Source organism: Paenibacillus spongiae (assembly GCF_024734895.1).
Classification (GTDB): Bacteria; Bacillota; Bacilli; order Paenibacillales; family Paenibacillaceae; genus Paenibacillus_Z; species Paenibacillus_Z spongiae.
On record NZ_CP091430.1, the window covers coordinates 716749 to 739248 of the forward strand.

At 56.7% G+C, this 22500-nt stretch carries 18 protein-coding genes and 1 riboswitch; of the genes, 15 read left to right on the forward strand and 3 right to left on the reverse strand.

Features of this window, described 5'->3' with window-relative positions; translation table 11 throughout:
* The first annotated feature begins 255 nt into the window (after positions 1-255).
* From L1F29_RS03210 to L1F29_RS03240, 7 genes are all read left to right on the forward strand, one after another.
* Entirely contained in the window at positions 256-1392 is a 1137-nt protein-coding gene (locus tag L1F29_RS03210) for an amidase domain-containing protein (protein WP_258386960.1), read from the forward strand.
* Between the two features lie 58 nt (positions 1393-1450).
* Positions 1451-2551 (forward strand): D-alanine--D-alanine ligase, encoded by a 1101-nt coding sequence (locus tag L1F29_RS03215; protein ID WP_258386961.1) that lies wholly within the window; start codon positions 1451-1453, stop codon positions 2549-2551.
* Positions 2552-2882: 331 nt separating this feature from the next.
* Positions 2883-3200: a hypothetical protein gene (locus L1F29_RS03220; protein WP_258386962.1), complete on the forward strand. Its 318-nt coding sequence runs from the start codon at positions 2883-2885 to the stop codon at positions 3198-3200.
* The gene (gene uvsE / locus L1F29_RS03225) at positions 3197-4216 is read left to right on the forward strand and encodes a UV DNA damage repair endonuclease UvsE (RefSeq protein WP_258386963.1); all 1020 of its coding nucleotides are present in this window, start codon (positions 3197-3199) and stop codon (positions 4214-4216) included. Before L1F29_RS03220 ends, uvsE begins: the two co-directional genes overlap by 4 nt.
* A gap of 95 nt (positions 4217-4311) precedes the next feature.
* On the forward strand, positions 4312-5082 hold the full coding sequence (fabI, locus tag L1F29_RS03230) for an enoyl-ACP reductase FabI (protein WP_258386964.1): 771 nt from the start codon (positions 4312-4314) through the stop codon (positions 5080-5082).
* Positions 5083-5415: 333 nt separating this feature from the next.
* The gene (locus L1F29_RS03235) at positions 5416-6234 is read left to right on the forward strand and encodes a sulfite exporter TauE/SafE family protein (protein WP_373876520.1); all 819 of its coding nucleotides are present in this window, start codon (positions 5416-5418) and stop codon (positions 6232-6234) included.
* Between the two features lie 91 nt (positions 6235-6325).
* On the forward strand, positions 6326-7186 hold the full coding sequence (locus tag L1F29_RS03240) for an inositol monophosphatase family protein (RefSeq protein WP_373876521.1): 861 nt from the start codon (positions 6326-6328) through the stop codon (positions 7184-7186).
* A 290-nt stretch (positions 7187-7476) separates the two neighbouring features.
* On the opposite strand, the gene L1F29_RS03245 is transcribed toward L1F29_RS03240, so the two are convergent.
* The 3 genes from L1F29_RS03245 to L1F29_RS03255 all read right to left on the reverse strand — a co-directional run bounded on the left by L1F29_RS03245 (position 7477) and on the right by L1F29_RS03255 (position 11042).
* Positions 7477-7902, reverse strand: a complete 426-nt coding sequence (locus tag L1F29_RS03245) for a DUF3995 domain-containing protein (protein WP_258386965.1) — start codon at positions 7900-7902, stop codon at positions 7477-7479.
* Positions 7903-8170: 268 nt separating this feature from the next.
* Positions 8171-9493, reverse strand: a complete 1323-nt coding sequence (locus tag L1F29_RS03250; protein ID WP_258386966.1) for a glutamate-1-semialdehyde 2,1-aminomutase — start codon at positions 9491-9493, stop codon at positions 8171-8173.
* 460 nt (positions 9494-9953) lie between these two features.
* Positions 9954-11042, reverse strand: a complete 1089-nt coding sequence (locus L1F29_RS03255; RefSeq protein ID WP_258386967.1) for an LCP family protein — start codon at positions 11040-11042, stop codon at positions 9954-9956.
* 214 nt (positions 11043-11256) lie between these two features.
* Between L1F29_RS03255 and L1F29_RS03260 the strand changes: the two genes are divergently transcribed.
* The 8 genes from L1F29_RS03260 (at position 11257) to guaA (ending at position 22048) form a co-directional block, all read left to right on the forward strand.
* A complete protein-coding gene (locus L1F29_RS03260) occupies positions 11257-12330 on the forward strand; it encodes an ABC transporter ATP-binding protein (RefSeq protein ID WP_258386968.1) in 1074 nt (357 codons plus the stop codon).
* Entirely contained in the window at positions 12323-13117 is a 795-nt protein-coding gene (locus tag L1F29_RS03265; RefSeq protein ID WP_258386969.1) for an ABC transporter permease, read from the forward strand. The genes L1F29_RS03260 and L1F29_RS03265 overlap by 8 nt, the downstream gene beginning before the upstream one ends.
* Positions 13118-13126: 9 nt before the next feature.
* On the forward strand, positions 13127-13918 hold the full coding sequence (locus L1F29_RS03270; RefSeq protein ID WP_258389591.1) for an ABC transporter permease: 792 nt from the start codon (positions 13127-13129) through the stop codon (positions 13916-13918).
* A 63-nt stretch (positions 13919-13981) separates the two neighbouring features.
* On the forward strand, positions 13982-14479 hold the full coding sequence (bcp, locus tag L1F29_RS03275; protein ID WP_258386970.1) for a thioredoxin-dependent thiol peroxidase: 498 nt from the start codon (positions 13982-13984) through the stop codon (positions 14477-14479).
* A gap of 312 nt (positions 14480-14791) precedes the next feature.
* The gene (locus L1F29_RS03280; protein ID WP_258386971.1) at positions 14792-15814 is read left to right on the forward strand and encodes an AAA family ATPase; all 1023 of its coding nucleotides are present in this window, start codon (positions 14792-14794) and stop codon (positions 15812-15814) included.
* Entirely contained in the window at positions 15811-17487 is a 1677-nt protein-coding gene (locus L1F29_RS03285; protein WP_258386972.1) for a DUF58 domain-containing protein, read from the forward strand. The genes L1F29_RS03280 and L1F29_RS03285 overlap by 4 nt, the downstream gene beginning before the upstream one ends.
* Positions 17468-20329 (forward strand): DUF4129 domain-containing transglutaminase family protein, encoded by a 2862-nt coding sequence (locus tag L1F29_RS03290; protein WP_258386973.1) that lies wholly within the window; start codon positions 17468-17470, stop codon positions 20327-20329. The genes L1F29_RS03285 and L1F29_RS03290 overlap by 20 nt, the downstream gene beginning before the upstream one ends.
* A 180-nt stretch (positions 20330-20509) precedes the next feature.
* Positions 20510-22048: a glutamine-hydrolyzing GMP synthase gene (gene guaA, locus L1F29_RS03295; RefSeq protein ID WP_258386974.1), complete on the forward strand. Its 1539-nt coding sequence runs from the start codon at positions 20510-20512 to the stop codon at positions 22046-22048.
* A 258-nt stretch (positions 22049-22306) separates the two neighbouring features.
* Positions 22307-22406, forward strand: a riboswitch (purine riboswitch).
* Positions 22407-22500: the final 94 nt, after the last annotated feature.

The following is a 22500-nucleotide window of genomic DNA, read 5'->3' on the forward strand; positions in this document are numbered from 1 at the left end:
TGTAGAGCCCGCTTTCAAGCATTCCCCCATTCGTGTTTCAAGAAGTAGTTCGTTTCACTGTATGAAACACAATTTCATAAAAGCGACTACTCTTAGTATAGCGCTTTTTCAGTGCTTTCGTAAAGCCGAAATAACCGTTTTTGTACGCTTTGACGATGGTATTTAGCGGATTTCGAACATTCCTCATGATTTTGCCCAAAGCCTCATATAATGAACCAACTTACCCGCTCATTAGTCCTGCAGGGAGGAATCGTCATGCCGCGAACGGGAAATAAAGTCAAAAGGTCTGGAAGCCGAAACGCTGTCGCCTCTAACCGGAGCGCCGCCGCTGCTGGCCGGAGTATAAGCCGTGATGCGGAGGCTGCGCCGGAAGGCTGGAAAGCCACGGTACGCGAATATGTGAAGCTGTACAATCAAACGGAGATCGACCGTTATACCCCTGCCTTGAGCGAGCTTGTCAAAGATCGAGACCACCTGTCCCGCCTTGGCAACCGCTTGGAGCGGATGCGCGAAGCAGAGCTGATGCGGGGGGTGACGCCATCGAAGAGCGAAACTCGCGCAGGGCTTCTGCGCATTAGCGAGTCGAGCTCGGGCTCGGAGGTCTCGGTCCTCCTGGAGCTGCACGTTGCAAGAACCATGGAGCAGCATGGGCGCACCTATTTGGAGGAAAGGTGCGAACGCGAACGTCTCTGGCTGGCTTCGGACGAGGGCGTTTACCGGATTGTGCGAATCGAGCCGCTGGTCCTCGAACGCCGCCCTCGCTACGGCTTGCAGCAAGAGACGCTGTATTCGCCCGACGACCATTCGGAAGAAAACTACAACATGGCCTCGGTCCCCTTTATAAATGTTGACATGATGCCTCATTTTAAACAACAGCGCCAAGGTATCCGTTACCGGCGCGATTTGGCAGCAGCCTATGCCGACCGGTGGTGGAACGAGCCTAATCCGGCATACGAGAATTTCGACGTCAACTGCACGAACTATGTATCCCAGTGCCTCTTTGCAGGGCAAGCGCCGATGAATTATACTGGTAAAAGGGCTGCGGGCTGGTGGTATCGGGGGCGCAGCGGCGGCCGCGAGCAGTGGTCGTACAGCTGGGCTGTATCGAATGCGCTGCACCTTTATCTGGCGGCGAACAGGCGCGAAGGGCTGCGGGCAACCGTGGTGGACTCGCCGGAAGAGCTTGCCCTCGGCGATATTATCGTCTATGACTGGGGGGGCGATGGCCGTTACCAGCATAGCACGGTCGTCACTGCCTTTGATTCGGCCGGAATGCCGCTCGTGAATGCGAATACCGTTGCCAGCCGCCACCGTTATTGGGATTATCGGGACTCTTATGCTTGGACGGAGCAAACGCGGTACCGCCTTTTTCATATTGCGGACGAATTGTAATAAGAATGCATTGTAAGCCATCTATCGTGGGAAATTATACGTAACCGGAGGATTAGCCATGGGTGAGAAAGTGCGCGTGGGGCTCGTTTATGGAGGGCGCTCGGGCGAACACGAAGTTTCGTTGCAAACCGCATTAGCGGTCATGAAAGCATTTAATTATGACAAATACGAAATTATACCTTTCTATATTACAAAGGCAGGAGAATGGCGCTCAGGAGGGACGCTGCTTGCGCCGCCGGCCGAAGTGGAGACGCTCCGCCTTGCAGGTGATCGTACAATATCCGGGACGGATGCTTTAATGCCTTTATTCGCGGGGCTATCCGGCAGGTCCGATGTGGAGCCGATCGACGTGGTTTTCCCGCTGCTGCACGGCACGTTCGGGGAAGACGGAACCATTCAAGGTATGCTGGAGATGGCGAACATTCCTTACGTAGGCGCCGGCGTACTCGCTTCGTCCGTCGGTATGGACAAGATTATGATGAAGAAGGTGTTCGCACAGGAAGGATTGCCGCAGTGCATCTTCCGGTATTTTAACCGGACGCAATGGGAGAAGGATCCCGCCTTTTTTATTATGGAGATTGAAGTGGCGCTCGGCTATCCATGTTTCATCAAACCGGCTAATCTGGGCTCCAGCGTCGGGATTTCCAAAGCGGGCAGCCGCGAGGAGCTGATCGCCGCGATCGATTACGCGCTTCGCTTCGACCGCAAGGTCATCGTGGAAGAATTCATCGATGCGCGGGAAATCGAAGTGAGCGTGCTGGGCAATGACGAGCCGCGCGCTTCCATACCGGGCGAGATTGCTTCAACGAATGAATTCTACGATTATAAAGCCAAATATACGGACGGCAAGTCCACGATGCACATACCGGCGAATATTCCGCAAGAGACGGCGGAAGCGGTGCGCGACATGGCGCTTCGCGCATTCCAGGCGATTGACGGTTCAGGGTTGTCCCGGGTCGACTTCTTCCTTCGCAAGGAGGATGGGCGGCTCTTCATTAATGAAGTGAATACAATGCCGGGCTTTACCCCGTACAGCATGTATCCGCTAATGTGGAAGGAAACCGGCATTCCATACGCCGAGCTGCTGGACACGCTCATCGATCTGGCCGTTAACCGCCACGCGGAGAAGCAGCGGATCGATTTCGGCGGCAAAGAATAGACCGCACTTATAACGAATTATAGGATCAATATGGGATGAAAAACGCAGTGCAGGCGGAATCTAATTCTTCCGCATTGCTAATGTTCCCGGATTTCCCCGTCCTTGAATGATCGTGTAAACGGATGGAATCCGGGAACAAAGGGACTCGAGCCTGCGTAGACATTGCGCTGCTTAATGGCCGTAAGGCTGCTTGACTGCGGTGACAGGAGTCCTTCTATACATGTCTTTGATGGCATCGATTGAACCGCCGTCCGAGGGTTCAAGGTTTCTAAGCAGGCAGGACAAGCTTCACCGTTAGAACGATAAGGCTGATGAAACGGAGGCTGGAGAAATGGGATTTCAAACGGAGTTTAATTCGGTCTGCAAGTTCAAGTCCGCGCAAGAGTTTTACGAGCTGATGGAGTACGGGAAGTGCAAAATGGTCAAGAGCGGCTTCCGCGTGTATCCGACCGGTCAGAAGGTGATTGCGTATACGCCGGAGAATGAAGCGGCCGCTATCGTCCGCATTTCGGCATCGATCGCCGAAATCAATTTTCAAGGCAGCGAGATCACATCCGTTGAGATGGAGCTTGTGCGGAAGCTGACGGAGGAAGAAGCGCGGATACAGACTGCGCTGGCGCACGAGATGTTTTTCGGGGATAAGGAATGATCGTCCGCTTCGGCTTCGTCGCGATGACCATGATGCTGGAGAATGCGTCGCCTTCCAGAACGATGACGTTCGCCAGCTTCTCTAAGCTGGCTGACCGGGAAGCAGCGCTGCGGAAGCTGGAGCGGATCTCCGAAGAGAATTTACATAACACATTGCGATTGCTGCGCCATTGCATCGCGCATGACATTAAGGTATACCGTTTCTCTTCCAAGCTCATACCGCTGGTTACGCATGAAGCGTTAGCGGATTGGCAGCCTTGGCCCGCGCTCGCGGACGGCTTTGCCGAGATCGGTAAGTTCGTGAAGGCAAGCGGAATGCGGGTTTCATTCCACCCGGATCATTTCTGCGTATTCAGTACGCCGCGGCCGGAAGTGCTCGACAAGTCCAAGCAGGATTTGGCATACCATCTGCAGATGCTGGACGCGATGGGGCTGGACGAGCAGGCCAAATGCAATATCCATATCGGTGGAGCTTATGGTGACAAGAGGAGCTCGGCAGAGCGGTTCGTGCGGCAGTTCGGCTCCTTGACGGACCGCATCCGCAGCCATGTTACGCTCGAGAACGATGACAAGACGTTCACGGCGCGCGAGACGTTGGAGGCGTCAGAGGCGGTAGGTACGCCTATGGTACTGGACATCCATCACCATGCCGTGAATGATGGCGAAGAAAGCGATGCGGCGCTATATGGAGACCTGTGGCCGCGAATAATGCGTACTTGGAATCCCCAGTATGACGGGGAAGGCAAGGCCTCATTCGATGGCCGGCTGGCGCCTAAGCTCCATATATCCAGCCCCAAGAACGAGAAGGATCCGAGAGGTCATGCCGACAATGTCGACGCCGGGCCGGTGGTCCGGTTCCTGCGCGAGGTGGCGGGCTCGGCCGATCGTCTCGACTGCATGCTGGAGGCTAAACGAAAGGATGCGGCGCTGATGCTGCTTATGGAAGATATGCGCTCGCTCGAAAAGGCCGGCGAAGGCGTTCGTGTCATCGACGGTGCGACCGTCGAAGTGTTCTAAATTGCGCGGACAAGCTTGATATTCTGCGCGAAATGAAGTATTTTTGGTAACAGATCGAACTATATTTCCCATCAGGGAGAGGGGGATTTTACGTTATGAACGGACTGATGAATGGTAAGAATGTGATTGTTATGGGTGTCGCGAACGACCGCAGTATTGCATGGGCGATTGCGCAGTCGTTGGCTGCTCAAGGCGCGAAGCTTGCTTTTACATACGAGAACGAACGGGTTGAAGAACGTGTACGCAAGCTGGCCGATACGATTCCGGGCTCTATCCTGCTGCAATGCAACGTAACGGTCGATGAGGAAATCGAAGCGCTTGCTGCGCAAGTAAAGGAGCACTTCGGCGTGCTTCACGGGCTTGTGCACAGTATCGCCTTTGCCAAGTCGGAGGAACTGAGCGGCATGTATGTCGATTCGTCGCGCGCAGGCTTCGCGCTTGCGCATGATATTAGCGCCTACTCGCTTACGGCGGTTGCACAGCGCCTCTACCCGCTGATGACGGAAGGCGGCAGCATTATGACGATGACGTACCTCGGTGCGGAACGCGCGCTTCCGAACTACAACGTCATGGGCGTTGCCAAAGCGGCTCTGGAAGCATCGGTCCGCTACCTGGCGGCCGATCTTGGACAATTCAACATCCGCGTGAACGCGGTATCTGCCGGTCCGCTTCGGACGCTTGCGGCTAAAGGCATCAAGGACTTCAACTCGATTCTGCATCAGGTGGAAGCGAAGGCGCCGATGCGCCGCGCAACGGATGTTTCAGAAGTCGGCGATACGGCCATGTTCTTGCTGAGCCATCTCTCCCGCGGCATTACGGGCGAGATCATCTATTGCGATAACGGTTATAACATCGTAGGCATATAGACCATAAGAGATGACCGACCGCTTTCCGGCCGCACCGGAAAGCGGTCTCTCGTTTTTTAACGGGAAGTGTTGGCAGAACCGTTATCGAATGCGATAATTTGTTGTAGGGCCTTAATGATAGAGGGTGAAAGTTTGTTTCTGCCGACCGGCCTGTTTGTGCGCATAACAATGGCATAGCCGGATTCGTCCAGCTTGCATCCATCGAGGAAGACATGTTTTGCGTCGGTACTGGTTATAAAAATCGTTAACGGCTGCGACAATCCATTCCATGAACGATTCACGAGTTAAATAATGGACATAATGAAAGTGTCAGAGGAAAGAAGGGACGTTGTGATAGAGCTTGTACTGCTGATTCTTCTGGGGCTGGTTGCGGCCGTGTTCGGAAGTATTGTCGGTCTTGGCGGCGGTATTATCATCGTGCCGGCGCTCATGCTGCTCGGCCCGCAGCTGACGGGGGCGGAGATCGATCACGCGACTGCGGTCGGAACCTCGCTCGCCGTGCTCATCGTAACGGCGCTGGCTTCCACATTGACGTATGCGAAGCAGAAGAGGGTCGACTTCAAGAGCGGCTGGATGCTCTTTATTACGAGCGGTCCGGCAGCCATGGTAGGTTCGGCCTTAACCGGCAGTCTGAAGAACGGCGTCTTTCAATTGGTATTCGGCGTGTTCATGCTGTTGATGGCAGCCCTGCTTATCGCGCGCGACTATATGAAGCCGATTGTCAGGCAGTGGCCGGTACAGCGGACATTCACGGATGCCAATGGCATCACGCATACCTACGGATATGCGGTATTGCCCGCCCTGGCCGTCGGTCTTGGCGTCGGGTTGATATCCGGATTATTCGGAATTGGCGGCGGCTCGCTGTTCGTGCCCGTCATGGTGCTCCTCTTCCGGTTTCCGCCGCATCTGGCGACAGCGACGTCGATGTTCGTTATTTTCTTATCGTCCATATTGGGAAGCGGTGTTCACGCATGGCTCGGCGAGACGGATTATTGGCTCGTGCTGGCGCTTGTGCCGGGGGCTTGGATTGGCGGGAAGCTCGGCGCGTATATAGCAAGCCGTATGACCGGCAAGAAGGTACTATGGCTTCTGAGAGTCACGCTCGTTCTGTTGGCCGTGCAGTTGATCATCGAGGGATTCGCCCGCTTGTGACGGCAGGGCTCGTACATTTGGGCGAAACTTTGTAAGGCAGGCAGCGTATAGTAGTAAGGCATCTAAACTGAACTCATAGGAAAGTAGTGTGATAGCCGTGAACGATCAGCAATCGAATTTCGCGGTCGGAAGCAAGAGCTTTACCGCCGTGGCCATTAACTGCGCCGCTAAAGCGGGCGAATGGATCAAAACGAAATTGGGTAATTATACGAGTCTCTCATTGAAATATTCAGCACAGGATTTAGTTACGGAAGTGGACAAGGGCTCGGAAACGATGATCCGCAATCTCGTCCATACGCATTTTCCAAATCATTCGTTTCTGGGTGAAGAGGGGGTAGAGCCGGGACCGGAGGCTTCTGAGAAAGCGCTGCACCGGGTGCGGGACGAGGAATATCTATGGATCGTGGATCCAGTGGACGGGACGACCAATTTCGTGCATGGCTTCCCGTTCTTCTCCGTCTCAATCGCGCTGGCGCATAAGGGAGAAGTCATCGTAGGGGTTGTGTACGATCCGATAAGAGACGAGCTGTTCGTCGCGGAGAAAGGGAAAGGTGCTTACGTGCATGGCCGCAGGATGGAAGTGGCGCAAGAGAAGGCATTGAGCGACAGCCTGGTGGCCACCGGCTTCCCGGCTGACCCGCATTATGCCCGGCCGATGAATATGAAGGGGCTGAATGCCATGGTACCGAAGGTGCGCAATATCCGGTCGGGCGGATCGGCTGCCCTGCATATGGCCTATGTTGCCGCAGGCCGGCTGAACGGCTTCTGGGAAATTGGCCTCAATGCCTGGGACTTGGCCGCGGGCGCGCTGCTTGTGAAGGAGTCGGGCGGAACCGTCACCGACACGAAGGGAGCCCCATACGATCTCGGCGTGCGTAACGTCGTAGCGACCAATGGTCTGATCCACGACGAGATGATTGGCGAGCTGGATAAAGCGGGGGCAGCTGGTTGAATCCCGACGAAGCGTATTGCAAGGGCTAGCTGTGACAAGGAATTAGCGAGAGGCTGGAGTTAACGGCGAGAAGCTTGCGCTGCGATTCGGCATGCTACTGACAGCAAATATATTTTATGCAGCAAAGGATGCGCTCCTGTAGAGTAACGGGGGCGCATCTTTTTTAGTCCTCGGCTGACACGTAGTGATCCAGCCGCTGCTGTAAATCCCAAAAACGGCGTTACAGCTCGCCAAGCGAGTCCGCGGCGCGCTGTAAGATCCAACTTGGCGGTTACAGCGCGCGAATCTTCCTAGCCCCCGTATACGATCGCGAGGACAAAACCCAATGACAAAATGGCGCAGAGCGGCACATAAAGATAGGTATCCAAAGTGGAGAACGTTGTCGCACTCTTCTTCTTGAAAATACCGAAATAACGAAAATCGCCGATAACTCGCATTGCAAACACAACGGCACACACTGTGACGCCTATGCGGGCAACGAAGGATTGTTCCACATTACCGACGAAATTGGACCGGAGGAGAAGAAGAATTCCTGCCGAGAAGACCAATAGGGCAATAAGCAGCGTGATTCCGGCACCTGGAGTAAAGGCACGCCGGCCGTCCTGTTGGGGAATAACGGCATTGATCCCCCATTTTCCGCCGAATGCCCAGTAGACGTGGAGCAAGCCGATTGCAAATAGGACACATACGTCAGCCATAATAATTGCGGTTACCATTGAATTAACACCAGTTGGCAACCCCATACGTCATTGGTCCGCTCATGATAAACCTCTCCCTGCTTGGTATATTTTTCATCTAAAAATACTCCAACAGATAAGGCATGTAAATATAAACCGACGAACTGTAATAATAAAGACACGAATTGCATCGAGGGACGAAGGCAATTTCGTCTCCCTGCGCAATCCGTGTCTTCGATTACAAGGGTATATCGTTCTTAATCCGGCCGAAGCTCTGCCATGAGCAGCAAGCCCTGATCCTGCTCGATTACCGCGATTGCGCCATCGTCTTCAGCGCGTATTCTGCTGCAGCAATCGTCTGTTCGATATCCGACTCCGTGTGGGCGGTAGTCAGGAACCAAGCCTCGTATTTGGAAGGGGCGAGACAAACGCCCTGATCCAGCATGAGGCGGAAGAAGCGGGCGAATTGCTCGCCATCGGTATCTTGAGCTTCGTCGTAGTTCGTTACGGGATGATCGCAGAAATGAGCCGAGAAGGAACCGCGAATCCGATTGATCGCCAGCGGAATGCCGTAACGGTCTGCCGATTGCCGCAGGGCATCCGTCAGCTGTACCGCAAGCGCGTCCATACGCTCGTACACGCCGGGTTCCTGCAGTACCTCGAGGCAGGCAATGCCCGCAGAGATCGAAGCCGGGTTGCCGGCCATCGTACCTGCCTGATAGGCGGGACCAAGCGGTGCGACCTGCTCCATGATCGCTTTGCGCCCGCCGTAGGCGCCGATCGGAAGGCCGCCTCCTATAATTTTGCCGAGGGCGGTCAGATCCGGCTCGATCGCCTGCTTGTCCGGGAACGCGCCATAAGTTTGTGAACTGCCGTAATGGAAACGGAAGCCGCTGATGACCTCGTCGTAGATGACGAGCGCTCCGGCTTGACGGGTTAGGCGGCAAAGCTCCTCCAGAAAACCGGGCTTCGGCATAACCATGCCGAAGTTGCCGACGATCGGCTCCACCATGACGGCCGCGACGTCGTCTCCCCAACGCTCAAGCGCAAGCTGAAGCCCGTTAATGTCGTTAAACGGGACGGTAATCACTTCGCTGGCAATGCTGACCGGAATACCGGCGCTGTCCGGGATGCCGAGCGTAGACGGACCGGAACCGGCAGCGACGAGAACGAGATCCGAGTGGCCGTGGTAACAGCCGGCAAACTTAATGATCTTGTTGCGCTTCGTATAGGCGCGGGCGACGCGAATGGTCGTCATGACCGCTTCCGTGCCGGAGTTGACGAAGCGGACCTTGTCCATGGACGGAATGGCCGCCTTCAGCATGCGGGCCAGCTCGATTTCGAGCTCTGTCGGCGTGCCGTATAGCGTGCCGTTCTCCGCGGCTTGCGTGATCGCCGCTGTAATATGAGGATGTGCATGCCCGGTAATGATCGGGCCATAGGCACATAGATAATCGATGTAACGGTTGCCGTCGACATCGTAGAAATGCGCGCCCTTGGCGCTCTTCATAAAGACGGGCGCGCCTCCGCCGACCGCCTTGAACGAGCGGGACGGGCTGTTGACGCCTCCGACAATATGCTGCAGCGCTTCACCATACAGCTGCTCGGAACGTGGACGTTGAATGGACATGGTAAATCCCCTTTCTATTGTTTGCCGCAGTACGGCGGATAATTGACGAGGCTAAAAAGATCACCGAAGTGTCGCGGGCTAAATAAATTTGCCGAGGTGCTGCGACGTATAGCTGATGGGCTGAAGTAGTCCTCGATACGCCAGGTATTTGATGAGATGAGAGTTCTCCCTCGGAACGCCAGGAATTTGATGAGATGAAAGTTCTCCTCCGGAATGCCAGGAATTTGATGAGATGAAAGTTCTCCTCCGGAATGCCAGGTATTCGATGAGATGAAAGCTATCCTCCGAAAAGCAAGGTATTTGATGAGATGAAAGTTCTCCCCGGAATGCCAGGCAGTTAATGAGACGATGATTCTCCACGGTATACCAGGTATTTGATATGATTATAAAGCGGCGGGCAACGAAAGAGGGGGAGCCCCGTTCGCTGCCGAACACGGGTCCCCCTTATTTCTTAAGCCGCTTAATTGCTGTTGCTGCTTGCGCTGCCGGTATTGCCGCTGCTCTTGCTGCCTTCGCTTGCATTCTTATCTTCGGTGTTGGCAGTGGCGGGCATGGTGCTGTCCTTCGCAAGCTCATCCTGGACAAATTCGCGCAGCCTCTCATCATTGCGCACGCTGAGTACGGCGGCATCGCCCACTTTCTTGTCGCCGATGAGGTTCATCGGCGGAACCTGCGCGGAGCCGGCCATATGGCTCTTCACGCCGAGTGTAGCCAGCTCGAGCATGTCCGTTACTTCAAGGTTCGTCTTGATGTAAGGCGACACGCTCTCCAGAATTTCCTTCATCCGGACGATGTTCCAGCCGGACTTCAGCTTATCCGCGACGGCCGACAGCAGGTTGCGCTGCCGCTCGGTGCGGGTGAAATCGCTCATCGCATCGTGACGGAACCGGACATACTGCAGCGCCTTATCGCCGTCAAGGTGCTGCTGCCCTTTCTTAAGATGGATGTCGTAACGGTTGCCGTCGGCGTTGTCCTTGTAATTCATGTTCTTCTCGACATAAAAATCGACGCCGCCGATGGCATCGACCAGCGATTTGAATCCTTCGAAATCGGTATACACATAATATTGGATATCGAGTCCGGTCATGTCGCCGATGGTCTTCATCGCGAGGTTAGGTCCGCCAAGCGCGAGCGCCGTATTAATCCGCCCTTCGCCATGCCCCTCGATCGGCACGAACGTATCGCGCAGCACGGACAGCAGATGCGCTTTCTTCGTAACGGGATCGAAGGAGGCAACCAGCATGGAATCGGAGCGGGCCTGGTCATTCTCCTTCAAGCCGCGGTTATCGCCGCCCATCAGCAGGATATTGACCCGTTCAGTGCCTTCCCATTCGATAGGCTTCAAGCTTTCGTCTTCCTTAAACTCGCCGATCGGAATTTTATCCTTCGGTTTGCTTAAGCTATCGAGCCCGTTATAGACCCCGACAGCCTGGTAGATGGCGTATCCGGCTATAATCAGAACAACGACGCCAAGACCGAGCAGTGTATATTTCCACGGTTTCTTCCGTCTGCTTTCTTTCTTAAGCTTATGCTCTTCAACCCGAGACATGCTGCTCCTCCCATTCGTTTGCTTTTAGTAATCTCTTATTCAAAAGCCTGACCAAAAAGAAGCGACATTTACGCCAATTTAAAACTGTTGTAGTATTACATATCATAAAATTATAAAATGGGAAGTCGTATTGGCGCAAGTTTTATCTACTAGAAGCGAATGAGACAGATATTTCCCAGGAAATGTCGTCCTCACAGAAAGGATGTGACGTCATATGCTAGCCATCGACGTAAAGGACTTACGCAAACAGTTTTCGGTGCAGAAAAACCGTGAAGGTTTGGGCGGTGCGCTCAAGGATTTGTTCAAGCGCGAGTACAACCAGATTACAGCGGTCAAAGATATTTCGTTCCAAATTCCGCAGGGGGAAATATGCGGATACATCGGCGAGAACGGCGCGGGGAAATCAACGACGATCAAGATGCTGACCGGCATTCTCGTTCCGACATCCGGCCATATAAGGGTAAACGGCTTCATTCCCCACAAAGAACGGGAGAAGTTCGTGCGTGGAATCGGCGTTGTCTTCGGCCAGCGAAGCCAGCTGTGGTGGGACATCGGCGTCATCGAATCGTTCCAGCTTCTGCGCAAGGTGTACCGGGTGCCGGAGGCGGAATTCAAGAAGCGGCTTGATGAGCTTGTCGAACGGCTGCAGCTGTCCGAGCTGCTGAACCGCCCCGTGCGCAAGCTTAGCCTAGGCCAACGGATGCGCTGCGAGCTGGTCGCTTCCCTGCTGCATAATCCGTCGATTCTTTTTCTGGACGAGCCGACCATCGGTCTTGATATTATGGTGAAGACGGAGATCCGCGACTTTCTCAAAAAGATTAACAAGGAGCAGGGCACGACGATTCTGCTTACGACGCATGACCTGCAGGATATTGAAGCGCTTTGTTCACGCGTTATTATGCTGGATGACGGCCGCATTATATATGACGGAGGTCTGGATGAGCTGAAGTCCAGGTGGAGCAAGGGGCGGGAGATCCGCTTTCAATTCGGGGAACGGCCGGATCTTGATGCGCTGCGCGGCTTAACGGAAGATTTGGCCGGCGTTGCATGGGCGTTGGACGATGAACTGACGGCTTCCATGTGGCTCCCTCATGCGGTCAATGTATCGGATGCGCTCGCAAGGGTTGTCGGCGGCGGGGCGGATATCCGCGATATCAAGATCATCGAGACGAATACGGACGAGATCGTCCGTGAAATTTACCAATCGGGAACGGCGTCGAAGGAAGCGACCGAGAAGCTGGCGCAGCCATCCGAACATGCGGACAAGGAGCCGGTGCATCATGGCTAGCGCATATTTGGATTTCATTCGCATACGTTTTCTCACGATGCTGGCGTACCGGGTCAATTATTACAGCGGAATTGCGATATATGCAATCAATATCGGCGCCTATTATTTCCTGTGGAAGGCGATCTATGGCACGCAGACGGAGCTCGGCGGGTTCACGCTCGCGCAGATGACAACCTACGTCGCGGTATCGTGGATGGCGCGCGCGTTCTACTTCAACAACCTTGACCGGGAAATTGCCAACGAAATCCGGGACGGCAGCGTCGCCATTCAATTTATCCGTCCGTATTCATACCTGTTCGTGAAATTAATGCAGGGCTTAGGGGAAGGTCTCTTCCGTCTGCTGCTGTTCATGGTACCGGGGATGATTATCGTCTGCCTGCTGTTTCCGGTTCATCTGCCGACCGATCCGGGCGTGTGGGTGCTATATCTCGTCATGCTCGTGCTGAGTTTTCTGATCAATACCCAGCTCAATATGCTGGCCGGACTGTTCGCGTTCTTCGTCGAGAATAATGAAGGCATGCTGCGCATGAAGCGCGTCCTGGTGGATCTGTTCTCGGGGGTCATTATTCCGATCTCGTTCTTCCCGGGCTGGCTCGAGGCGACGATGAAATGGCTTCCGTTCCAAGCGATCACCTATTTGCCGAGCTCCGTGTTCACGGGCAGAACGGCGGGCGAAGAGGCTTTCCGCGTGCTTGGACTCCAAGTCGTATGGTTTCTCGCGCTGATCATTCCAATCGCATGGGTATGGCGGCAGGCGCGTTACCGGCTGTTCGTGCAGGGGGGTTAACCAAACATGATGTTCTATGCGTCCCTTTGCTGGGAATATATGAAAAACTATGCCAAGACGCGGCTCACTTACCGGCTCGACTTCTGGATCGAAGTGCTGTCGGATCTGATGTTTCAAGCATTGAACCTGATCTTCATCCTCATCGTCTTCCGGCATACGCCAACTCTTGGCGGCTGGTCGGAGGCGGAGGTTGTGTTCGTATACGGGTTCTTCATGGTCCCGTACGGCATATTCGGAACCTTCTTCAACCTGTGGAACTTCAGCGAACGTTATATTGTGAAGGGCGAGATGGACCGCGTGCTGACGCGTCCGGCCTATAATCTTTACCAGATTTTGCTCGAAAATATGGATCCGCCCTCGCTCTTCGGCTCGGTTGTCGGCGGGATTATTATGGCGGTGAGCTGGTCGTCGCTAGGCTTGCCGTTCGAAGCGCTGGATGCGCTCATGCTCGTTATTTTCGTCATTGGCGCAGTACTGATCTATGCTGGCTTGTATACGGCCTTGACGGCGATCTCGTTCTATTCGGACGCGCCGACCGGCATTCTGCCGCTCATGTACAATATTCAGAACTACGGCCGGTATCCGGTCAATATTTATAACAAGACGATCCGGTTTCTGCTGACGTGGATCTTGCCGTTCGCATTCGTCGGGGTCATTCCCGCTTCTTATTTTCTCGACCGGAACGAGGATGGGCTGTCATCGCTGGCGCTGCTCACGCCGCTCGTCGGGATTGTCGTGCTGTCAATCGGGTTGTTCGTCTGGAACCGGGGTATAAAACGGTACCGCGGAGCGGGCTCCTAGAAGAGGGGAACGCGGGTGCTGCTTGGCAAAAGCAGCAAGTGGAAGTGAAAGGGAGAGGTGTGAATGGCGACAATAAAGCCGAAAGCATTCGTAGGAAAAAAGGCGCCGGACTTTACGCTGCCCGCGTCCGGAGGGCGCGAGGTTAAGCTGAGCGACTATCTGGGGCGCAAGGTGGTGCTGTTCTTTTATCCGAAGGATTTGACGCCGGCCTGTACGCAGGAGTCATGTGATTTTCGCGATGCGCATGCGGATTTCGAAGGCTGCAGCACGGTCGTTCTCGGCATCAGCATCGACACGGCGGAGACGCATGACCGTTTTATCGAGAAGTACGGGCTCCCCTTCGAGCTGCTGGCGGATACGGAGCATAAGGTGTGCGAGCTATACGGCGTCTGGCAGATGAAAAAGCTGTATGGTCGGGAGTATATGGGGCTTGTGCGCTCTACGTTTCTCATCGACGAGAAAGGCAAGCTGATCCGCGAATGGCGCAATATACGGGTGAAGGGGCATGTGCAGGAGGTTCTGCAAGCCGCTTGCGAGCCTGCTGGCAAGACGAAGAAGTAGCTGAATGCGAAGCTTTAATAGAGGATGTCCTGCATGAATAATGGGCTGTAATGGCTCGTGATCAGGCGGGGCGCCTCTTTTTTGTACCTGATAAGAGAAAGAATGCACATTCGCAGATCCATCATACGGTTCATATGGAGCGCCAGAGGGGTATAGCCTGGCGCTCTTTGGCATGAGCGGACACCGTGAACGGTAAGGAATACTCCTTGCCAATACGCAGCCGACTTCTGCAATCTAGCAGGTGTAAATAGGGTCGCAGCTGGCGAAACTGATAGATATAGCAGGAACAGTAGAGGAAGGATGCGTGATAGGATGATTCCGCAACCATGGTTGAATGAAATGGAGGACGAACGCCGGGAGACGGACGGCTGGCCCGAAGCTTCGGCCAAGCTGCTGGTTCTTATGATGGCGAGGGTGAATACGGTATTGCTGGGCAAGACGGAGGTCGTGAAGCAATCGTTCGCCGCGCTGCTGTCGGGCGGGCATGTGCTGCTGGAGGATGTGCCCGGCGTCGGCAAGACGATGCTGGCGCGGGCGATCGCGCGCGTGATGGGCGGGGAGTTCAAGCGAATCCAGTTTACGTCGGACCTGCTCCCGGCCGACGTCGTCGGCGGTCTAGTATGGGACGCCAAGCGGGGGGAGCTGGTCTTCCGGCAAGGGCCGCTGATGGCCAATGTCGTGCTGGCCGACGAGATTAACCGGACGCCGCCGCGCACGCAGTCGGCGCTTCTCGAAGCGATGGAGGAGCGAAGCGTAACGGCCGACGGCCAGACGATGCGGCTGCCGATGCCATTCATGCTCATCGCTACCCAGAACCCGCTCCGCGACGATGGGACCTACCCGCTGCCGGAGGCGCAGCTGGACCGGTTTCTGATGCGGCTGTCGATCGGATATCCGGCTCCCGAATACGAGGTGCAGATGCTGGAGAATATACCGCCGAGACCGCAGCCGGAGCAGCTGAAGCCGGTCATTGTTCCCGAAGAATGGATGCGCATGCAGCGTGATGCGCAGTCGGTGCATGTGCATCCGGAGCTGCTCGCCTATGCGGTGCATATTGCCGGGATCACACGCACGGCACCCGAGCTGTCGCTCGGCGCAAGCCCACGGGCGACACGAGATTGGATAAGAGCGGCGCAAGCGACGGCTTACTTGGACGGTCGACGGTTCATACTGCCCGACGACCTGAAGGCGACTGTGGAACCTGTGCTTGCGCATAGACTCATGCTGCATGACGAAGCCGCCGCCGGCGGTGCCAATACGATTATCGTGCTGAGGCGTCTCGTCGCGGAAGTGCCGGTTCCGACTCCTAATGCGGAGAGCGGGCGAAGACGGTGAAGAAACGGAAAGCGATAATCGGAGGACCGTATATAGCCGGGCAAAATGGCAGGGGATCGCAGAACGGAAGCCTTGCTGCGAACGGTGCGGCTGCGAGAGCCGACGGGAGCGGAGGCTTCGGCGTGCTTGCTTCCGGCCTGCCCGGATCCCCGGCAGCGGGATTGCGAAGCCGGCACTTCGCAAGATTGCTGCTGCTGGCGGCGGCAATTGGATGCGGCTTTGCCTTGAATGCGCGGAGCGGCGCTGCGGAATGGCTGCTCTTCTCCGTGACAAGCGCGGCTGCATTTATCGGCTGGGTATTGCCATATGCGCTCGCCGGTACATGGACCGTGCACCGCGAGCAAATCGAGCAAACGGCATACGAGGATGGAGGAGAAATGCGTATCCGGCTTAAGCTTCTTTCCAGCCGTCCGCTTCCGTTCATGTGGGTATCCGTTCGCGAGGAACTCGCGAATGTGGCCCATGATCGCGACCGCACAATTTCGATCCCGTTCCGAACGGTATATATCCCTTGGTTAGCCCGCAGCAGAACCATTACGTATACGGTAACGGACTTGCGGCGCGGCGTGCTTGCCTTTCAGCCCGTCCGGATCGAGGTGGGGGATCTGCTGGGCATGACCGTGCGCACATTCACCGTGCCTTGTCCGGGGCAAGCGGTGGTGCTTCCGAAGCCGCCGGAAGGCGAGCGCGTGGTTTCGATGCCTGGCGCTGCGCCGGGCCCCATGCCGCTGGGTCATTCCCAGGCAAGAATAGCTGCGTCTTCGCCGTTATCGGCAGCCCTTCCGGTTCTGCAGGCCGGGAGCGGACCGGATTCCAGGACGTACGTCCCCGGCGATCCGCTGCGGCGGATTAACTGGCGGGCAATGGCGAGGGGACTTGGCATGCAAACCCGGGTCGAGCAGCCCGGGCAGCCGGGCGAATCGGTCATACTGCTCGACACTTCCCTTGCGGCGTACGGAAGGGATGGCCGACTGTTCGATGCATCGGTCGGACGCGCGGCTATGGCTATTCATTATGCTGTCAGGGCGGGCCGCAGTGTGACGGTTCTGTATAGCGGAATACGGCTGCATGTGCGCGCGGACGACCCTGCCCAGCTGCGCCGGGCATTGGAAGAATTGGCGCGAATACGTGCGGAAGACGTCATGCCGCTATCGGAGCGGCTGCGTGAAATAATGGCGAAGCTGCCGCGCGGAGCCGACATTATCTGCATTACGGCAGAGGAAGACGGGGAGCCGGCGGGAGGAACGGTAACAGGTGCGGGGACTGAAGGAGCGACAGGTGCAGGTTCAGGGTCGGGATCAGGGGCTAAGGCAGCGACAGGCGCAGGTTCAGGTTCAGGATCAAGGGCTAAGGTAGGGACAGGTGCAGATGCAGGGTTAGGATCAAGGGCTAAAGCAGAGACAAATAGCGATGCATTCACGGCAGCGGACGCAGCCGCAATCGATCGCGTGGAAGCGATCCGGCAGGCGGCCAGGCTTGCAGCTGTCCGCGGCGGCGCATTGTATCTCTGGCTAGGGTGTGAATGGTCCGATCCGGCAGCCAGGGAACAGATATGGAGAAGCAGTCTGCAGAATGCCGACTGCCGCCTGTCGATCCTGCCGATGCCGGCGGATTACATGCGACAGCCGGTCGTTATGGAGGGAGGAGAGCGCGATGGCTTCATGGTCCAATAATCGGGCAGGACAGCCGGCAGCCGCTGGGAACGGCAAAGATGGCGGAAGCCAGACTGCAGCGCCGGATGCGGCATCCAAGGCCGATCATCCAGATAACGAGTTGCCGGTATTTTTCGAGAATAGGACGCGCCGCTTCATTACGACGCTGCTGTTATTCGGGCTTATTATCGAATGGCTGCTGCCGCTCAATCAATTGACCGCGTACACGGAGCTATATTCGATCGGCCCGATCTTGGTTGCGGTAGGAGGCTTTCTGGCGGTCGGGCTGCGGATGCCGCCGCTTTGGGTTTCTTTGCTGCTGAACAGCGCGATTTGCATTGGCTCCGCGGCATATATCTACAGCTCTCACTCGCCGTCGATGCTGGATGCGCTGTTCCGTCTTGCGGATGCGGTGCAGCTTGATATCATGCGCCTGATGGAAGGGCAGCTGATGCTGGGCGGCGAGTCGAGAACGCTTCTGCTAATCGCCGGTCTTGGAATGATGGCGGTCGCGATCCAGTCCTTGGTATGGATGAGGCAGTGGGGTCTTGGCTTAACCGCGTTGACGGCGCTCTACCTGCTCCTGCTGCACAGCTTTCTCGGCATCGAGGTGTTCGCCGGTCTTGTCCGGGCACTAGCCGAAGGCTTGCTCCTGAACGCTCTTCTGCTCATTCCGAGGCTGGACCGGTTAAGCGGAGAGGAAGCTGCGGCAAGCACGGTGCGCCGCTTCAAGGCGGGGTGGCCTATCGGATGGTGGAGCGGCGCGGCTTGGACGACGGTCGTCCTGCTTGCAATCGGGGCGGCGGCTTCCTTCGGCAAGCCGGCGTCGGATGGACCGGCGCCATGGGCGTTGTCGGCGGTGGATTGGGCTGGTAACAACCTTACTGGGGATACCGTCACGACGATTTTGCGCGAACGGAGTCTGGATGCCTTGCGCTCGGGCGATGAGAAGCGGGGAGGGGCAGGCTGGACCGGCTACGGATTTGACGATTCCGTCCTCGGGGGACCGATTGAACCGGATGATACGCCGTTGTTCACGGTGCGAAGCGGCGAGCCGATCTATTTGCGCGGGGACAGCAGGGACGTCTACGATGGGCGCGGCTGGCTTCAGGAAGGACGGCGTATAGAGGAGCGTCTGATTGCGGCCTTGGACGCGAATCCGGAGGAGCGGGCGGAACAAGCGGAGAAGCTGGAACCGGGTACAGCTGCAAAATCGGAGAATGCTGAAGAAAGCGCCGGAGGAATGGGGCAGATTAAAGAGGGAAATGCGGGTGACGGCCAAGCTCGAGAGCAGAAGGACGGAGCTGCAGTCCGTCCCGAGGGACGCACCTTGCTTCATACGGTTACGGCCTTGCGGCCCGGCAGCGGTTGGCCGATCCTGGCTGCCGGAGCGGATGCGGCGGTAACGGAGCTGTTCGCGGAAGGCTCGTGGAACCGTCTGGACCGGTACCGGAAGGACGAGATGACGGATGCGTTATTTGCGTCCAAGCCCGATGAAGTGATTAAGCAGTATACAATAGCTGCCAATCTGCCTCCCACCGATCCGGACTTGCTGCGGAAGGCCGGGCAATACGAGGACCCGGAGGCGATTGCCGCGCTCTATACGCAGCTTCCTGCTGCGCTGCCGGTGCGTGTAAGAGAGCTGGCGTCTCGAATTGCCGACAGTGCCGGCAAAGGGCGCTACGATACGGCGAAGGGGATCGAAGCTTACTTGCGGAACGGTTTTACCTATACGCTCAGTCAAACCGAGGAGCCCCCGGAAGGGGCGGACTTCGTCGATCATTTTCTGTTTGAACAGCATCAGGGCTACTGTGTCCATTTTGCGACGTCGATGGTCGTCCTCCTGCGCACGCAGGGCATTCCGGCACGATATGTGAAAGGCTTCGCTCCGGGCGCGGTCGAGCACGACGCCGATTCCGGATCGGGCGATGCGGAATCGTCTCAGCCGTTAGCGATGCTTGAGGGGCCTGGCGCAAGCTTGGCTGCCTTGCCGCCCGGCTTCATTGGCGGCGAGGTCCGCACAGCCGGGAAAGACGCGGCGGAAGGTGCGGCCGGAGCGTGGGCGAATGCGGCAGGCGGGGCGCTTGCGGCGGCTTCGACGGACGGATCGGCCGCCAAGACCTACACCGTGCGTGCAAGCGATGCGCACGCATGGGTGGAGGTTTATTTTGCGGGGATCGGCTGGGTGCCGTTCGAGCCGACCCCGGGCTTCGCGGCACCGGGCGATGCCGGTGCCGGCTCTGCCCGCGGCGAGGGCGGCGCCGGCAGCGAAGGCGCCGCGCCCCGCGGGCCTGCCGCGGCGGGCGATGGCGCCGCCGCGGGAACCGCGCGCGCCCTAGGCTTCGCCGGGCGCGCTGCGGCACAGCTGCAGGCGGCCGCGGTGCGGGCCGCCGAAGCTGCTGCGCGAGATGCGCATGCCCTCGCGCGCAGTGCCAGCGGCGCAGCCGCGGCACGGCCGTGGGCCGTGGCCGGGCTGGCCGCGGGCGCCGCAGCCGCTGCGCTGCTTGCGGCAGCGGCATGGCGCAGCCGCGAACGCGCGGCGTTCGCGATCGCGCTGCGCCGGTACGGCAGCGCGCTTGACGCGGGCCGGCACGCCGAGGCCCGCGGGCAGTTCCTTGCGCTCGCGGACCGGCTCTGGCGCGAGCTGCACAAGCGGTGCGGCCCGCGGCCGCCGGGCCGCACCGCGCGCGAGTACGCTGCGGCGCTGCAGCTGCCGCCGCAAGCCTTGGAACCGATCGCCGAATTCGTGCGATGGGAGGAGCAGGCCCGCTTTGGCGCGGATTGGCCGGAACGGCCTTCGAGGGAGCAGCTGAGCCGGCTGATGGAAGCCGTTCGCCGCCAAGACGCCAAATCCGCGAATTAGCCATCCGAAAGCTCCGCCCAAATTTTGGGAAGGGGCTTTCTTTTTAAGGCGTGCCCATCGTTTTCAACCGATTTGCCGAGGATTCGGGACAGGCTTAAGCGGCTGGTGCTCTTCCGCCTTGACTGTCCCAAACGCTGTTATTATAATTAATCCAATGATTTGAGGGAGGCTCGGCACTACATGAATAAGCCAAATGAAATGATCGTTGTCCTCGATTTCGGCGGACAATACAACCAGTTAATTGCAAGACGCATCCGGGATTTGGGCGTATACAGCGAACTTCTGCCATACAACACGCCGGCGGAACGGATCCGCGAACTGCAGCCGAAAGGCATCGTGTTCTCGGGAGGTCCGGCAAGTGTGTACGAGGAGAATTCACCGCTCGTTGACCCGGCCATCTATGAACTGGGTCTGCCAATCTTCGGTATTTGTTACGGCATGCAGCTCATGTCCCATCAGCTGCAAGGCAAGGTTGAACGCGCGGGCAAGCGCGAGTACGGCAAAGCTGAAGTGGAATTCAACCCGGGTTCTCACCTGGTTCATGAACTGGAGAACCGTCAAACGGTGTGGATGAGCCATGGCGACCACGTCGTCGAGCTTCCAACGGGCTTCCGCGTCGACGCTTCGACCGACCATGCTCCGATCGCGGCGATGAGTCATCCGGAGCGCAAGCTGTTTGCCGTTCAGTTCCATCCGGAAGTGCGCCACTCCATCCAGGGGAACGAAATGATCCGCAATTTCCTGTACAACATCTGCGGCTGCGAAGGAAATTGGAGCATGGAGACGTTCATCGAGGACACGATTCGCGACATTCGCGAGCAGGTCGGCAGCAGCAAAGTGCTCTGCGCCTTGTCCGGCGGCGTGGATTCGTCCGTCGTGGCGATTCTGCTGCACAAAGCGATCGGAGATCAGCTGACGTGCATGTTCATCGACCATGGCCTGCTGCGCAAAGACGAGGCCGAAGGCGTAATGGAAACCTTCGTCGGCAAATTCGACATGAAGGTCGTGAAGATCGACGCCAGCGAGCGCTTCCTGGGCAAGCTGAAGGGCGTGGACGATCCGGAGCAAAAACGGAAGATCATCGGCAACGAGTTCATCTACGTTTTCCAAGAAGAATCCGCGAAGTTCGACGACTTTGAGTTCCTTGCTCAAGGCACGTTGTATACCGATATCGTCGAGAGCGGCACCGCAACCGCACAAACCATCAAATCCCACCACAATGTGGGCGGGCTGCCGGAAGACATTCAATTCAAGCTCGTTGAACCGCTGAAGGCGCTGTTTAAGGACGAAGTGCGCAAAGTCGGCGAAGAGTGCGGCTTGCCGGATGCAATCGTCTGGCGTCAGCCGTTCCCGGGTCCGGGTCTTGCGATCCGCGTCCTTGGCGAAGTGACCGAAGAGAAGCTGAAGATTGTCCGCGATTCGGATGCTATTCTTCGCGACGAGATCATTAAAGCCGGACTGGACCGAGAAATTTGGCAGTACTTCACGGCGCTGCCGAATATGAAGAGCGTCGGCGTTATGGGCGATGCCCGCACGTATTCCTACACAGTCGGCATCCGTGCCGTTACGTCCATCGATGGCATGACGGCCGATTGGGCCCGTATTCCATGGGATATCCTGGAGAAGATCTCCGTTCGAATCGTGAATGAGGTCGACAACGTCAACCGGATTGTCTACGATGTCACGTCGAAGCCGCCGGCTACGATCGAGTGGGAATAAGTACCTTTTGAAATAGACCGATGATCAGGCACCTCTTTCTTAACCTGTATGGATAAGGAAGAGGTGCTTTTTTTATGCTTATAATCGGCGCTGAACGGGCAGCTAACGGTTGTGGATTGGCTGTAATTCCCACAGCCGCGGCATTGCTGGGCAGGGAACGGGTTTGCAAGATTTGTAGATCGATTTGTCGACAGAAACCAACAAATTGTTGTTGACAGATTTGTCCCATTCTTTTTAAGATGAGTAGGAATAAGAACAAAGAACACAATTGCATATTTTCGTATAATCCCGGGAATCGGCCTGGGAGTCTCTACGAGGTCACCGTAATGATCTGGCTACGAAAAGCAGGAAATATCCATGGCACCGGTCCGCTGTGTATATTTTTCCTGTTTTGCGCGGAACCTAGGAGGACATATGCTGCTATCAGCATATAAATCTTAGGTTTTTTATTT

Excerpts from the sequence above, each read along its gene's own strand:
- L1F29_RS03270 (WP_258389591.1), top strand. The coding sequence starts at position 13,127 with ATGTTCTATGCGTCCCTTTGCTGGGAATATATGAAAAACTATGCCAAG.
- bcp (WP_258386970.1), top strand. The coding sequence starts at position 13,982 with ATGGCGACAATAAAGCCGAAAGCATTCGTAGGAAAAAAGGCGCCGGAC.
- fabI (WP_258386964.1), top strand. The coding sequence starts at position 4,312 with ATGAACGGACTGATGAATGGTAAGAATGTGATTGTTATGGGTGTCGCG.
- L1F29_RS03210 (WP_258386960.1), top strand. The coding sequence starts at position 256 with ATGCCGCGAACGGGAAATAAAGTCAAAAGGTCTGGAAGCCGAAACGCT.
- L1F29_RS03220 (WP_258386962.1), top strand. The coding sequence starts at position 2,883 with ATGGGATTTCAAACGGAGTTTAATTCGGTCTGCAAGTTCAAGTCCGCG.
- L1F29_RS03265 (WP_258386969.1), top strand. The coding sequence starts at position 12,323 with ATGGCTAGCGCATATTTGGATTTCATTCGCATACGTTTTCTCACGATG.
- L1F29_RS03290 (WP_258386973.1), top strand. The coding sequence starts at position 17,468 with ATGGCTTCATGGTCCAATAATCGGGCAGGACAGCCGGCAGCCGCTGGG.
- L1F29_RS03245 (WP_258386965.1), bottom strand. The coding sequence starts at position 7,902 with ATGGTAACCGCAATTATTATGGCTGACGTATGTGTCCTATTTGCAATC.
- L1F29_RS03260 (WP_258386968.1), top strand. The coding sequence starts at position 11,257 with ATGCTAGCCATCGACGTAAAGGACTTACGCAAACAGTTTTCGGTGCAG.
- L1F29_RS03255 (WP_258386967.1), bottom strand. The coding sequence starts at position 11,042 with ATGTCTCGGGTTGAAGAGCATAAGCTTAAGAAAGAAAGCAGACGGAAG.
- L1F29_RS03280 (WP_258386971.1), top strand. The coding sequence starts at position 14,792 with ATGATTCCGCAACCATGGTTGAATGAAATGGAGGACGAACGCCGGGAG.
- L1F29_RS03215 (WP_258386961.1), top strand. The coding sequence starts at position 1,451 with ATGGGTGAGAAAGTGCGCGTGGGGCTCGTTTATGGAGGGCGCTCGGGC.
- L1F29_RS03250 (WP_258386966.1), bottom strand. The coding sequence starts at position 9,493 with ATGTCCATTCAACGTCCACGTTCCGAGCAGCTGTATGGTGAAGCGCTG.
- uvsE (WP_258386963.1), top strand. The coding sequence starts at position 3,197 with ATGATCGTCCGCTTCGGCTTCGTCGCGATGACCATGATGCTGGAGAAT.
- guaA (WP_258386974.1), top strand. The coding sequence starts at position 20,510 with ATGAATAAGCCAAATGAAATGATCGTTGTCCTCGATTTCGGCGGACAA.